At 54.7% G+C, this 14,713-nt stretch carries 13 protein-coding genes; 4 read left to right on the top strand and 9 right to left on the bottom strand.

What is annotated here, in order from left to right; all coding sequences use genetic code 11:
* Positions 1-99: 99 nt before the first annotated feature.
* Positions 100-963 carry an acyl-CoA thioesterase II gene (gene tesB / locus AC6I8L_RS04865; protein WP_058962377.1) on the top strand — a complete coding sequence of 288 codons (864 nt, stop codon included), beginning with the start codon at positions 100-102 and terminating at the stop codon, positions 961-963.
* A 71-nt stretch (positions 964-1,034) separates the two neighbouring features.
* On the opposite strand, the gene amtB is transcribed toward tesB, so the two are convergent.
* From amtB to AC6I8L_RS04840, 5 genes are all read right to left on the bottom strand, one after another.
* A complete protein-coding gene (amtB, locus tag AC6I8L_RS04860; protein WP_038648536.1) occupies positions 1,035-2,324 on the bottom strand; it encodes an ammonium transporter AmtB in 1,290 nt (429 codons plus the stop codon).
* 33 nt (positions 2,325-2,357) lie between these two features.
* Positions 2,358-2,696 (bottom strand): P-II family nitrogen regulator, encoded by a 339-nt coding sequence (gene glnK / locus AC6I8L_RS04855; RefSeq protein ID WP_007886947.1) that lies wholly within the window; start codon positions 2,694-2,696, stop codon positions 2,358-2,360.
* Positions 2,697-2,955: 259 nt separating this feature from the next.
* A complete protein-coding gene (locus AC6I8L_RS04850; protein ID WP_058962378.1) occupies positions 2,956-4,731 on the bottom strand; it encodes a SmdB family multidrug efflux ABC transporter permease/ATP-binding protein in 1,776 nt (591 codons plus the stop codon).
* The gene (locus AC6I8L_RS04845; RefSeq protein WP_058962379.1) at positions 4,724-6,493 is read right to left on the bottom strand and encodes a SmdA family multidrug ABC transporter permease/ATP-binding protein; all 1,770 of its coding nucleotides are present in this window, start codon (positions 6,491-6,493) and stop codon (positions 4,724-4,726) included. Before AC6I8L_RS04845 ends, AC6I8L_RS04850 begins: the two co-directional genes overlap by 8 nt.
* A gap of 24 nt (positions 6,494-6,517) precedes the next feature.
* Positions 6,518-6,979, bottom strand: a complete 462-nt coding sequence (locus AC6I8L_RS04840; protein ID WP_034828126.1) for an Lrp/AsnC family transcriptional regulator — start codon at positions 6,977-6,979, stop codon at positions 6,518-6,520.
* Between the two features lie 115 nt (positions 6,980-7,094).
* Between AC6I8L_RS04840 and AC6I8L_RS04835 the strand changes: the two genes are divergently transcribed.
* Positions 7,095-8,135, top strand: coding sequence for a PLP-dependent cysteine synthase family protein (locus tag AC6I8L_RS04835; protein WP_166933733.1), 1,041 nt, complete (start codon positions 7,095-7,097; stop codon positions 8,133-8,135).
* Positions 8,136-8,288: 153 nt separating this feature from the next.
* Here the strand turns inward: AC6I8L_RS04835 and cof are convergent, their stop codons facing one another.
* The gene (gene cof, locus AC6I8L_RS04830; protein ID WP_058962236.1) at positions 8,289-9,110 is read right to left on the bottom strand and encodes an HMP-PP phosphatase; all 822 of its coding nucleotides are present in this window, start codon (positions 9,108-9,110) and stop codon (positions 8,289-8,291) included.
* A gap of 93 nt (positions 9,111-9,203) precedes the next feature.
* On the opposite strand from cof, the gene AC6I8L_RS04825 reads away from it, so the two are divergent.
* Positions 9,204-10,919 (top strand): SgrR family transcriptional regulator, encoded by a 1,716-nt coding sequence (locus AC6I8L_RS04825; protein ID WP_058962235.1) that lies wholly within the window; start codon positions 9,204-9,206, stop codon positions 10,917-10,919.
* Positions 10,920-10,945: 26 nt separating this feature from the next.
* Positions 10,946-11,641 carry a 7-cyano-7-deazaguanine synthase QueC gene (gene queC / locus AC6I8L_RS04820; protein ID WP_058962234.1) on the top strand — a complete coding sequence of 232 codons (696 nt, stop codon included), beginning with the start codon at positions 10,946-10,948 and terminating at the stop codon, positions 11,639-11,641.
* A 209-nt stretch (positions 11,642-11,850) separates the two neighbouring features.
* Here queC and AC6I8L_RS04815 read toward each other — a convergent pair whose 3' ends face one another.
* The 3 genes from AC6I8L_RS04815 to ppiD form a co-directional block, all read right to left on the bottom strand.
* Positions 11,851-12,258, bottom strand: a complete 408-nt coding sequence (locus tag AC6I8L_RS04815; RefSeq protein WP_058962233.1) for an acyl-CoA thioesterase — start codon at positions 12,256-12,258, stop codon at positions 11,851-11,853.
* Between the two features lie 101 nt (positions 12,259-12,359).
* Positions 12,360-12,683: a ComEA family DNA-binding protein gene (locus AC6I8L_RS04810; RefSeq protein ID WP_034828115.1), complete on the bottom strand. Its 324-nt coding sequence runs from the start codon at positions 12,681-12,683 to the stop codon at positions 12,360-12,362.
* 139 nt (positions 12,684-12,822) lie between these two features.
* Entirely contained in the window at positions 12,823-14,691 is a 1,869-nt protein-coding gene (ppiD, locus tag AC6I8L_RS04805; protein ID WP_058962237.1) for a peptidylprolyl isomerase, read from the bottom strand.
* Between the last annotated feature and the right edge of the window lie 22 nt (positions 14,692-14,713).

Raw genomic sequence — 14,713 nt, 5'->3', positions numbered from 1 at the left:
CCAAAAGCGCTGCCAGCTCGCTGAAATCACGGCAAAATCATTGACGGAAACTGGTCGGATCTTTCACACTGACGCGATTGCCCCCCAGAGGAATCTGCTATGAGCCAGGCACTGCAAAACCTGCTTAATTTACTCGATCTCGAAAAACTCGAAGAAGGCCTGTTTCGCGGCCAAAGTGAAGATCTCGGCCTGCGCCAGGTGTTTGGCGGCCAGGTCGTCGGTCAGGCGTTATACGCAGCAAAACAAACCGTGCCGGAAGAGCGCATCATCCACTCGTTCCACAGCTACTTCCTGCGTCCTGGTGATAGCGAAAAAGCCATCATTTACGATGTCGAAACCCTGCGCGATGGCAAAAGCTTCAGCGCGCGTCGTGTCAGCGCGGTGCAAAATGGTCACCCCATTTTCTACATGACAGCCTCATTCCAGGCACCCGAAAGCGGATTTGAGCACCAGAACAGCATGCCGTCGGTGCCAGGCCCGGACAATCTCCCCTCGGAGCAGGACCTGGCACAAAAACTGGCGGCCCATTTGCCGCTCAAACTCAAAGAAAAGTTTCTCGCTGAACGTCCACTGGATATCCGGCCGGTGCAAATCCATAACCCGCTCAAGGGCCGTGTTGATGAGCCGATGCGCCAGGTGTGGATTCGTGCCAACGGCAAGCTGCCGGACGATCGCCGCATTCATCAATACCTGCTGGGTTACGCCTCGGATCTCAACTTCCTGCCTGTGGCACTACAGCCGCACGGTAAAGGATTTTTAGAGCCTGACATGCAGGTGGCGACGATTGACCACTCCATGTGGTTCCACCGCCCGTTCGACCTCTCAGAGTGGTTGCTATACAGCGTGGTGAGCACCTCAGCTTCAGGTGCACGTGGGTTTGTACGTGGGGAGTTCTACACGCAGGATGGGACACTGGTCGCAACCACCGTTCAGGAAGGCGTCATGCGCCAACGCGACGCATAAAAAAAGGGGCGATATTATCGCCCCCTCGTCTTTTTATAATTTTAGCGCACTGCTCTTCTACCGCGCATTTCTTACTGGTTGTAAGCGTTCTCGCCGTGGCTGTTCACATCCAGACCTTCACGTTCCTGATCTTCTGGAACACGCAGGCCAACGATCATATCCGCCAGTTTGAAGCCGATGAAGGCGACAACACCTGACCAGACAATGGTCACGCCGCAGCTGAACAGCTGAACCCAAACCTGATGGCCCATGGTCACGCCTTCTGCGTAGCCCACGCCGCCCAGTGAAGAGGAGGCGAACACACCGGTCAGAATACAACCCAGGATACCGCACACGCCGTGCACACCGAACACATCACACGGGTCATCCACACGCAGCCATTTCTTCAGGGTGGTCACACCCCAGATACCTGCCAGGCCACCGGCCAGACCGATAATCAGCGCGCCGCCGACACCGACATAACCACAAGCCGGGGTGATAGCAACCAGACCAGCGATAAAGCCAGAACACGCACCCAGCAGAGAAGGTTTGCCACGCATTGCCCACTCACCGAACACCCATGACAGCACCGCACCTGCAGTCGCCACAACAGTATTCAGGAAAGCCAATGCTGCGATTTCGTTAGCTGAAGAAGCAGAACCGGCGTTGAAACCGAACCAGCCCACATACAGAATCGCAGTACCGGTGAAGACCATTGGCAGGTTGTGCGGCTTGAACGCTTCTTTACCGAAGCCAGCACGTTTGCCCACCAGATAAGCACCCACCAGACCCGCAACGGCTGCGTTGATATGAACAACGGTACCGCCAGCGAAGTCCAGCGCGCCGTCTTGCGCCAGCAGACCGCCAGCCCACACCATGTGTGCGATTGGCAGATAAGAGAGCGTCAACCAGACCACCACAAAAATCAGTACTGCTGAGAAGCGAATACGTTCAGCAATCGCGCCCACAATCAGGCCCACGGTGATACAGGCGAAGGAAGCCTGGAACGCGACGTGAATATACTGATAGAAGCTGCCCATCACCGCTTTCAGCTCGATATTTTTCAGCATCGCCCACTGGAAGTTACCGAAGAAGGCGTTGCCCTCGCTGAAGGCCAGTGAATAACCGTAAATCACCCACAGCACGCAGACTAATGCGAAGGTCACGGCAACCTGGGTCAGCATCGACAGGACGTTTTTGCCGCGAATCAAACCGCCGTAAAACAGGGCGATGCCCGGAATCGTCATAAACAGTACCAGAGCGGTACAGATCATCATAAAGGCGTTATCCGCTTTGTCCGCAACGGCAGGTGCTGCCGCCATGGCCAGAGACGGTAACAGTGCCAGGCTGGTGAGGCCCAACTTAGTCATCATTTTATTCATTTCTTTCCATCCCATCACAATTCAGAGCCCCAGTTACAGTGCTGCTTCGTCGGTCTCGCCGGTACGAATACGAATAACGCGCTGCAGTTCTGCGACGAAGATTTTGCCGTCGCCAATTTTGCCGGTGTAAGCGGCTTTGCTGATGACATCCACCACTTCATCGAGTTGATCGTCCGCAATCGCGATATCAATTTTAACTTTTGGCAGGAAGTTCACGCTGTACTCGGCACCGCGGTAAAGCTCTGCGTGACCTTTCTGGCGACCAAACCCCTTCACTTCGGTAACAGTCAGTCCCTGAATGCCAATGGAGGATAAGGCTTCACGCACGTCCTCCAGCTTAAATGGTTTGATTACCACGGTAACCAGCTTCATACGTTCCCCTCCAGATAATAAATTGAGTGAGTCTCGCGGACACGAGGAGATATAAGCAAACGCTGTGCCACAAATTAAAAAAGGGGAGAAGTCAGCGGCATAGACGCGCTGTATCGCGCTTCGTTATGTGATGGGTAGCTCAGTTTGGGGATAGGGCAGAAGAAAGGTGTTGCAATATTGCACTCCTTTGGTGCTTCAAGCCTCAAAGGAGTGCATCAATACAGAACAATCCGATAAATCTGCGCAAAAAAGGTGCAATTCACCCTTCTGCATGTGCGGGGATGCTCGCCGCGAGTTCATCACCCGCCTGCTGCAGCTGATACATCTGCCAGTAACGACCCTGTTGAGCCAGCAACTGCGCATGCGTGCCGCGCTCGGCAACCTGACCACGGTGCAATACCAAAATCTGATCCGCTTCGGTGATGGTAGAAAGACGGTGTGCAATCACCACCAGCGTGCTGTGCTGGCGTAGTGCACGCAGCGCATGCTGAATCGCTTGCTCGGTGCCGGAATCGATATTGGCGGTCGCTTCGTCAAGAATCAAAATCTGTGGCAGCGAAACCAGCACTCGCGCCAGCGCCAGCAACTGTTTTTGCCCGACCGACAAATTGTTGCCTTGTTCACCTAGCCGCGTATGAATGCCCTCTGACATCGATCGTGCCAGCGGGGCGAGCTGCACTTTTTCCAGTGCCTGCCACACCTGCTCTTCCGGGATATCGCGTCCCAGCCGCACGTTGGCTAACAGGGTATCCGCCAGCACCACCGGATCCTGCTGCACCATCGCGACGCTTTGCCGCAACGCTTCATGCGTCAGCTGCGGTAAAGGGCGACCATCCAGCTCGATGCTACCGCGTGTCACCGGGTAATATCCCATCAGTAAATTCGCCAGCGTACTTTTGCCACTGCCTGTATGCCCCACCAGCGCCACAAAACCGCGCGCCGGCACTTCGAGGCTGATATGGCTCAGTACATCCCGATTGTCGCGGTAGGCAAAACTGACATCGTGCAAGGTAATACGCCCTGAGGCCAACGGCAGGTTATCCGTGCCGTATCCCTGTTGAGTGGCATCCATCAGTTCGAAGATACGCTCGCCGGAAACCACCGCCTGTTGCAGCATCGATTGTTGCGTGGTGAGCTCAATCAAGGGTTCGTTCAGTCGTCCCAGGTAGGTAATAAAGGCGTAAAGCACGCCGACCTCAAACACCCCGGGCGTGGCAAAGCTGAACAGCATCAGCAGGCCACAGAGGATCATCGCCGAAAACAGACTCAACAGCGGACGCAACAAGAAACCGTCCAGTCGCAGAGTTTCCATGCGCGCCAGATAGTGTGAGCGGCTGGCCTCGCCCATGCGTTCACCAAAGCGCGCCTGCTGGCGAAACTGCTGGATCACGCTCATGCCGTTGATCACTTCATTGAAACCATTATTGATATCCGCCAGATAGCTACGCACACGACGTGCAATCGGCGTGCTGTAACGCTGATAAATCAGCATCACCGTGAGTACCAGCGGGAAGATGACAATCGCCACCAGCGCCATGCGCCAGTCGAGCGAGAACATCGCCACCAGCATTGCGCCAATCAGTGCCGCACTGCGCAGCACGGTGGCTACCACCGTGACGTAGAGATCTTTAATCACTTCAGTATCATTGGTGACGCGCGAGATAATCTGCCCCACCGGCTGGGTATCAAAGGCGCTAAGCGGCTGACGCAGTGCTGCGTTCATCACGTCCACGCGTAACTGCTGCACCACACCAATCGCCGCGCGATTAAACAGCAGCGCCTGGAAATAGTGCAAACCCGCAGCCAGCAGTTGCAGCAAAATAAAGCACACCAGCAGCCCGATGGCGATGCCCCAGGGCATTTGGTGTTTCGCCACCAAATTATCAATGAAGTAGCTCACCAGCACCGGGCCGGTGACTTCCGCCGCCGCCGCGATCCACAGCATGCCAACCGCCAGCCACAACGATTTTCGCCAGGGTTTACCGTATGACAGCAGGCGTTTCAGGGTTGGCCACAAACGTTGCGATTTAGCCATGATTCGCCTCCTCTGCGATTTCATCTTCATCCAGCGCCGCTTCGAGTTGCTGATAGCGGTACATATCGCGATACCATCCCTCTTTCGCTAGCAGGCTGTCATGATCGCCGCGCTGAGTCACCGCACCTTGTTGCAGCACCAGAATTTCACTGGCCTCGGTCAACGCCGATAAACGATGCGCACTGATGATCAATGTGCGGCCTTTGCCCCACTGCCGCAGGTTGTGCAGGATTTCATGCTCTGTGCGACCGTCCACCGCGGATAGTGCATCGTCGAGGATCAGGATTTCCGCATTCAGCAACAGCGCGCGGGCAATGGCAATACGCTGTTTTTGACCGCCAGAAAGCATCACACCGCGCTCACCCACTTCAGTGTCATATCCCTGCGGCAGACGCAGAATGTCATCGTGTACACAGGCCATGCGCGCCACACGCTCAATTTCTTCCTGAGACGCATTCGGACGCCCCAGTGCCAGGTTATTGGCCACGGTATCGGAGAACAAAAATGGCGTCTGGCTCACCACCGCCAGCCGACTGCGCCAGCTATCAAGTCGCAGCTGCGTGAGCGGCAGGTTATGGTAGCGAATATCACCCTGGTCGATGTCGAAATGACGTTGAATCAGACTCAACAGCGTGCTTTTACCACAGCCGGTTGGACCGCACAGCCCCAACATTTGCCCCGGTTTCAGTTGAAAATTAACATGGCTCAGCGCCGCGCCTGCGTTGGCGGGATAATGGAATTCACGAATAGCGACCTGTAAATCTCCAGCGTCGGCGGGCAGGACTTTCTGCCCATCCTCCACCGCCGGCGCTTCCGCCAACAGCGCGCGAATGCGGCTCCATGCTGCGCTCCCACGTTCAACGATGTTGATCATCCACGCCAGCGCCAGCATCGGCCAAATCATCAGTCCCAGATACATCACGAAGCTGGTGAGCTGACCCAGCGTCAAACTACCGTGCCACACCATCCAGCCACCACCCGCAATCGCCAGCAGGTTAGAGAAACCCACGGCGATATAAATGATGGGATCGAAACGTGCATCAACTCGCGCAACATGCAGGTTTTTCTTGCCGGTGTCGCGCGCAATGTCAGCAAACTGTTGCGATTGATGATCCTCCAGGCCAAAGGCTTTGATCATGCGAATGCTGGTGAGGCTCTCCTGTGTTTGGTCGTTCAGGCTGGAGAAGGCGGCCTGCGCCACTTTGAAGCGCTGGTGCAGACGAGAACCATCTTTCTGAATGGCAATCGCCATCAGCGGCATCGGGATCAACGCCAGCAGCGTCAATTCCCAGCTGATTTGCACGCTCATCACCACCAGCACCACTAAGCCCATCACCAGCGAATCCACCAGCGTCAGGACGCCTTCACCGGCGGCAAACACTACGCGATCGACATCATTGGTGGCGCGTGCAATCAAATCACCAGTGCGATGGCGCAAGTAGAACGCCGGATGCTGGCGACTCAGCTGGCGATAGAAATCTTCGCGTAATTCAACCGCGAGCTGGTAGGACGCACCGAACAGCAGCACGCGCCAGACATAGCGCAGCAGATAGACGATGACTGCCGTCACCAGCATCACGCCGATCCACATGAAAATTTTGCCGCTGCTTAAAGTGTGTTGCGTCACGCCATCAACAATCACGCCGACCACATGCGGCGGCAGCAGTTGCAATAACGCAATCACAATCAGCAAGCTGACGGCACCCAGATATCGCCGCCACTCGCGCAGGAAATACCAACTTAATTGGCTGAATAATCGCACAAGACGCTCTCTTTATGTGCCCGTTCAGGGCGCTACCGGCAACGCGGTGGTGTATTTAATCTCTTCCATGGCGAAACTGGAGGTCACATCAATCAGGCCTGGCACGCCATTCACCAGACGTTTATAAAATGCATCGTAACTTTTCATATCGGCCACCTGGATGCGCAGCAGATAATCGTACTCTCCGGCCATGCGATAGAATGCCATCACTTCAGGCATCTGCTGCACCACGGCAACAAATTGCTGAAACCAGTCGCTGCTGTGCTGTTGTGTTTTAACAAACATGAAAGCGGTGAGAGAAAGGCCCATCTTCTCCCCATCCAGCAAAGCCACGCGCGCACGAATAATGCCATCATCTTCCAGCTTTTTCAGGCGTTTCCAGCACGGCGTGGTAGTGAGATTCACCGCATCCGCCAAGGCCTGCAGTGATAACGTGCAATCCTGTTGCAGTATCGCCAGCAAAGTGCGGTCAGTTTTATCTAGCATTCGGCGCTCCGGGAGAAAAATTTTCTCTTATTCGGGCATTATACCCGGATTAAAGCAACCTTATTTTCCTGCCAGTGCCTTACACTGTGCACAATAATGATTACGGATTCGTCACATGCAAACGCCCTGGGTTCGCCATGCCATCAATGAAATTAACGCCGATTTTCAACGCTCTGCGGATACGCATCTTATTCGCTTTGCGCTGGAGGATTTTCCGGGCATCCGCTTTTACCTCAAAGATGAAAGCACCCATCCGAGTGGCAGCCTGAAGCATCGCCTGGCGCGGTCGCTGTTCCTGTATGGGTTGGCCAATGGCTGGATCCGCGAAAATACGCCTATCATTGAGGCGTCATCCGGTAGCACGGCGGTGTCAGAAGCCTATTTTGCGCGTTTGTTGGGTCTGCCATTTATTGCCGTGATGCCCGCCAGCACGGCGAAACGCAAAATTGAAATGATCCGTTTTTACGGCGGCGAGTGCCATTTCGTTGCCGATCCTTGTCAGCTATATAGCGAATCGGAACGTCTGGCGCGTGAACTCAACGGTCATTTTATGGATCAGTTCACCTATGCCGAGCGCGCGACTGACTGGCGCGGCAACAACAACATCGCAGAAAGTATTTTCCGTCAGATGGCGCATGAGCCTTTCCCGGTGCCGCATACCGTGGTGATGAGCGCGGGAACCGGCGGGACTTCGGCCACACTGGGCCGCTATATCCGTTATCAAGGGCACGATACGCGTCTGCTGGTGGTGGATCCGCAGCACTCCGTGTTCTTTGATTTCTGGCATAGTCGTGACAGCGCGCTGCGCAGCGATCGCGGCAGCATGATTGAAGGCATCGGACGTCCGCGTGTGGAGCCGTCGTTTTTACCGGATGTGATCGACGAAATGATCAAAGTACCCGATGGCGCGACAGTGGCTGCGATGCTTCATCTGGAGAAAATTCTGGGTCGTCGCCCTGGCGCTTCAACCGGCACCAACTTCTGGGGCATGCTGCAGGTGGCGAAACGCATGCGGGAAAATGGCGAGCAAGGTTCGCTGGTGACACTACTGTGCGACAGTGGTGAGCGTTATCCGGACACCTATTACAACCCAGAGTGGGTCGCGCAGCATATCGGGGATATTCAGCCGTGGCTGCGTGAGTTTTACCCTAAATAATTCGAATTGCAGGAAGGGGGCAAACGAGAGCATCCCGATGAGCTTACTGGAGTAAGTGATTCGGGTAAACGAGTGCAGCCAACGCACCTGCAATTCGAAGTATGACGGGTATGCAATAAAAAACCGGACATCCTGTCCGGTTCACTGTAAGCCTCAGCATTCGGGGGAATAATCGAGGTGTGGTGTGGTCATCCAGTGATTTAAGTAATGAGACACCGCCTGTGTCTCGCAATGTCCAATAATCGGTAAGTGCGGCAGCGACGATTTCAATTGATGCATGGCGTTGCCCATGATGAACCCGCTGCCAACGCGCTCCAGCATTTCGCGATCATTCATCGCATCACCAAACGCCATACAATCCGCCATTGATAGCGACAGATGCTGGCACAGATGCGCCAGCGCCGCGCCTTTGTGGCAGTCCAGCGGCAGAACTTCCAGACAATCCCATGCGGAAAAACAGATATTGGCGCGCTCGCCCAGGGCTTGCTGCAACTCTACTTTTAACGCCTGCAGCATCTCATGCGGCGCAATAAAGCAAATTTTGGTCACCTCATGCGCCGACATCTGACGCAAATCGCGCAGCTGATAATGGAAGCCGCTCATCACGTGTGCTTCCAATGCTCCCAGCAACGGTTTATCGGTGAACCAGCCCTCATCGTTGAAAATATGAATCGATGCAGGCGTTTGCCAATGCGTGTGGATCACCTCTTCGGCTACAGAAGAGGACAGATCACAGCCAAACAGCTGCTGACCTTCCAGATCGTGAATGCGTGTGCCATTGCCGGTGATCAACCAGGCCGGCAGGGTGAGCTGTTCACGTACCACCTGCACATCCATCAGATGGCGGCCCGTGGCAAAGGCAATGGTGATATCGCGCTGATGCAAGGCATGCAGGGTGTCGATGGTTTCATTCCCTAACCGATGCGTCGGCAGTAACAACGTGCCATCCATATCAAATGCCGCGAGGCGAGCCATGCAATGTCTCCTGTCTGAGTGAGGAATCTACTATCGCCTGGTAATTACGGAACTAATAGTGAATACTTTCAGGAAACTGTTCCGGGTTTAGCCATGCGCCAACTTCATCGGGTTAATCAATTTCAGCGCCTGTGGCAACTCAGCCAGGGCGAGCCTCTGCGTTTGAGCGTAGCCGCCATGGCACAACACTGTTTTTGCAGTGAGCGCCATGTACGTACCTTATTACGCCAGTGGCAGGATGCTGGCTGGCTGCACTGGCGCGGCGAGTCCGGTCGAGGAAAACAAGGCGAACTTACATTTAGGATCTCACCTGAACAACTTCGCCAACAGCTGCTAACCCAGCAACTGGAAGCGGGCGAAGCGATACAAGCGTTGCAGGTACTGGATCTTCATCCTGAGCGGCTGGTGAAAATGCTGCGGCCGCTGATGGGCGGCCAATGGCAGAACCAGGCACCGGTGCTGCGTATTCCCTATTATCGCGCGATGGAGCCGCTGCGGCCGCTGCGTCTGACCGGAAGGGCTGAGCAGCACCTGGTGCGGCAGATTTTCTCTGGCCTGACGCGCTTTAATGGCGACGATGTAGAAGGCGATCTTGCGCATCACTGGCAACATGATGGCAGCGGCTGTGACTGGTATTTCTGGTTACGACCTCAGATCAGCTGGCACAACGATGAGCCAATTCAAGCTGCGCAGCTGGTTGCTCAGTTACAGCAGATTATGCAAACCGTGCGCGGCAGCCGCCTGCTGGCCTCTATCGAACGCATCGAGGCGCCACATCCGCTGGCTCTGCGTATTCAATTGCGTCAGAGCGACTACTGGCTGCCGCAGCGTCTGGCACATCAATACTGCCTGCTGCCACATCCTGATGCAGTGGATATAGGCAGTGGCCCCTGGAAGCTGACCCATTTCACTGATGACTTGGTTCGCCTGGAAAGTCATGCCCGCTGGCATCTGCAACGACCGCTGATTCAGCTGGTGGAATACTGGATTACTCCACAGCTGTTTGCCCATGGTCTCGGCACCAGCTGTCGCCACCCGGTGCAAATCGCCATTGGTGATCCTGACGAGCTGGACGCATTGCGCCCGGTCGATCACAGCATCAGCCTTGGCTTCTGTTATCTGGCACCGCGCATTTCCGCCAATTTCACTGCTGCTCAGGCAACAACACTGATTGCATTAATACAACACAGTGGCGTGATTCAGCAGTTACCGTTGGATGAAGGCTTGATTACCGCGAGCAAGGAGTTGCTGCCCGGTTGGCCCGTTCCCTCTGCCGGGATGACCACCGTCAAACTACCTGAGAGACTGACACTGCACTACCATCTCCCTATCGAACTGCATGTGATGGCGCAGGCGCTGGTGCCTTTGCTGGCCCAACAGGGCTGCGAATTAACCTGCGTTTTTCATGATGTGAAAAACTGGCGTGACGATATCGACCTGAGCGATGCCGATGTGGTGATGGGTGACCGTTTAATTGGCGATGCGCCGCTGTTTACCCTGGTGAACTGGCTGGAGAACGATCCCGTATGGACTCCCTTACGTGCCCCGGTACTACAAGCGCCACTCATCGCTATCGCCCATCAGCCCGACCCAGAGCAACGCGCAGCATTAACACAGCAATTGTTCCAGCAGCTGATGGGGGATGGACATCTGTTGCCGCTGTTTAACTATCGCTATCAGGTGTTTGCCCCGCCCGGCGTTGAAGGCATCCAGCTCAATACGCTGGGCTGGTTTGATTTTACCCGCGCCTGGATTCCACCGCCCGCAACCGCAGGGGCTGTTCAGCCCGCGCCCGAGCCAGTACCATAGACGCACTGATTTTTGGGGAAATTGAGATGAAACGAGCCGTTGTCGTATTCAGTGGCGGACAAGATTCCACCACCTGTTTGATTCAGGCACTGCAGCAGTATGATGAAGTGCACTGTGTCACCTTCGATTATGGTCAGCGCCATCGCGAAGAGATTGAAGTCGCGGCAGAACTGGCGCACAAACTGGGGGCGCGTGCACACAAAGTACTGGATGTGACGCTGCTCAATGAGCTGGCAGTCAGCAGCCTGACGCGCGATAACATTCCAGTACCCACTTACGATCCTGACGCCAGCGGGTTGCCAAGCACTTTTGTGCCGGGCCGCAATATTCTGTTCCTGACCTTAGCCTCTATCTACGCCTATCAGGTGGAAGCCGAGGCGGTGATTACCGGTGTCTGCGAAACAGATTTCTCCGGCTACCCTGATTGCCGCGATGAGTTCGTTAAAGCGCTCAACAATGCCGTGAGTCTCGGTATGGCGCGCAACGTTCGCTTCGAAACGCCATTGATGTGGCTGAATAAAGCGGAAACCTGGGCGCTGGCCGATTACTGGCAGCAGTTGCCACTGGTGCGGGCGGAAACCCTGACCTGTTATAACGGCGTGAAAGGCGATGGCTGTGGTGAATGCGCGGCTTGCCATCTGCGCGCGCGCGGGTTGGCGGATTATCAGGCTAATGCTTCAGCCGTCATGGCAGCGATGAAACAAAAAAGCGGCCTTAACTGATTGCGCTAAATCGGTGGCTCGAAGTGATTGCGCGGCCTGGCTGGTTGGTAGGGTTTAGCTGATTCGCTAGCAGGAAATAATTGAGCTGCTTCGCTAGCCGGAACTGATTGAGCGTCTTCGTTCGCTGCAACTCATTGGGCTACTTAACTAGCTGGAACTTATTAAGCGGCTTCGCTGGCTGGCGTTTCTGACGCCAGCTCGCTCCGCTGTTAATGGCTTTCTACCATCAATGCCGACAAACGGTCGCGCAACTCCCCTTCCATCGGTACCGCTTTTTGCGTACGCAAATCGATGCAGACGAAAGTTAACGCGGCGTCTGCCACCACGGTGTTATCACCCGCCAGCAGCACGCGCTGCGAAATAATGCCGCTTTTGCCATTCAACTGTGACACTTCGCTCTCAATATGTAATACGTCGCCCAGCACCGCCGGACGACGATAGTTAATATTGATATTGACCACCACAAACGCCAGCTTCTGATCCATCAGCCAGTGAAAAGCATCGACATCCTCCAGCCATTGCCAGCGCGCCTCTTCCAGAAACTCGAGATAACGTGCGTTGTTCACATGCTGATAAACGTCCAGATGATAGCCGCGTACTTTGATGGTGGTTTGCATTGTTGCTCCTGTTCAGACTGTGAATACCAACTGGTATGACCTGTTGAGCATAGCACAGCCTGATTGGGTGCTTTATCAATCCTTCAAAGTCGCGACCCGCCTCACAGTTTCAGGCGATCGCTGTTACGTTCGACCAGCGCATTGCCGATGCCCGGTATTTCCTTAAGCTGATCGATGGCGGTAAACGGACCATATTGCTCGCGGTAACTGACAATCGCCTGAGCTTTCTTCAGGCCGATGCCGTTCATTGCGGCTGCGAGCTGTTCAGCGCTGGCTTGATTGATGCTGACCTGTCCCTCTTGCGGCGAGGATACTTGCGTCGCCTGCGTTTCGCTGGGGCTTTCGGCCGCGGACAGTCCGGTGGTATAGAGTGCGCCACCCAGCGCCAGCGTGATACATAGAGCGCGAAAAGTTGATTTCACCATGCTGTGTTTCTCCTTGTGTTTGACAGCCACAGCAGAGTGTCACAGCGTGTTTTCAGGCTCAAAAGGGCAATTCCTGAAATGGAAAAGGCCGCAGAAGCAGCCTTTGAGTGTTGCAGCGGATTCACATTTTTTGTGAGGCTTACTGGTTTTGTGCAGCCGCGCCGTATTTGATTTTCGCGTCTTTGCGCAGGTTTTCCAGCAGCGCTTCAAACGCAATCTGTGCGTTATTCTGCGTCACGCCTTTAACCATCTCATCAATCTGCGCCTGCGGCATATTACCCGGGCTGACTTTATCCAGTGCGACCAGCACCACGTTGCCCTGCATATCTTCGCTCACGCCCCAGGACGGTTTGTTGTCCGCGGGTTGTGGCAAGTTAAAGGCAGACTGCGCAACCGGATCCTGTGCATTACGATCAAAGGATTTGCTGGCGCTCAGGGTCAAGCCTGCCGCTTTCAGCGCATCTTCTTTACCGGCTTTCAAATCAACCAGCAGCTTATCGGCCTGCGCTTTAGCCTGCTGTGTGGCTTTGTCATGCTTCAGCGTGTCGGCAATCTGCGCTTTCACCTGGTCCAGCGGTTTCACGGCTTCAGGCTTGTGCTCACTGATGCGCAGCACGAATGCACGATCGCCATCGACGCTGATGATGTCAGAGTTATTACCCGGCGCACCGTTTTGGCCCACCAGTCCACCGTTGAAGATCGCCTGCTTGACCTGATCGAAATCGAGTTCAGCCGGAACATTATCGCGCGTGATCCAGCCGGTTTCCGTGACTTTCAAACCGGAAGCCTGTGCAGCACCCGCCAACGACTCGTTGTCATTGCTGGCCGCTTCACTGACTTTCTGCTGCAGCTTGTAAAAGGCGTCGACTGCTTTTTCCTGCTTCACCTTGTCAGCAACGGCGTCATGGATCTCAGCCAGCGGCTTAATCTGCTCGGCCTGGATATCATCCAGACGCACCACCAGGAAACCGACTGAAGATTTGATCACGCCAGACAGTTGGCCTTTCTGCGTCAGGTTGGCCTTTTTCAGCTCATCCGGCGTGGTGCCCGGCTCCAGCCAACCCATATTGCCGCCTTTACGTGCCGAAATCGGGTCAATGGATTTGCTTTTTGCCAGCGTGGCGAAGTCTTCACCCTTCTTCAGTGCTTCCAGAACGGCATTGGCATCCGCTTCAGTTTTGGTCTGAATCACGCTGTAGCGATTGCGCTGCGGCTGTGAGTAGTCAGCTTTGTGTTGATCGAACCAACTCTGAATGTCCGCTTCGCTCACGGTTTCCTGCATGCTGGCAGCATCCATTTTGATGTAGCTGACGCGGAACTGCTCAGGTGCCATGAAGCTGTTCTGATGCTGCTGGTAATACTGATTGATCTCATCATCACTGGCCGTTTGTTTCGCTGCCAGCGCGTTAACATCAATCACCGCCTGACGAATTTCACGCTGCTGCGAGACCAGGTCTACCAGCTTGCTGGTTTCACCTTTCAGCATGAAATCGGTATTAGCGATCGCATTGATCAACTGCTGCGTAGCTAACTGCTTGCGCAGTGCTGCCGCGTACTGATCCGGCGTAAAGCCCATCTGAGTGATTAAGCCGTTGTATTTCGCGTTATCAAACTTGCCGTTAGTCTGGAAAGCTTTTTGATTGAAGATCGCCTGCTTGATCTGATCATCGCTAATGCCAATCTTCAGATCTTTGATGTATTGATCAAGCAACGCCTGATCAATCAACTGAGACAGCGCCTGCTGACGCATCTGCTGCATGTAACCTTCGTTGCTGGCCAGCTGCGAGAATTGATCGCCCAGCATCTGCTGCTGACGATTACGCTCGTTGTTAAAGCCCTGCTCAAGCTCTGCACGGCTAATTTCATGGCCATTAACTTTGGCGGCATAATCGCTGCCACCGCCGATCAGGTAGTTGCCCACCCCGGTCAGTACGAAAGACAGGATGATCAATCCCAGAATGATCTTGAGCACGACATGATTCGACGCCGCGCGTAAATTGTCCATCATGGTATGACAACACTCCGCTGTA

The organism is Type-E symbiont of Plautia stali (assembly GCF_059731115.1).
This window is presented reverse-complemented; position numbering and strand designations above follow the sequence as displayed.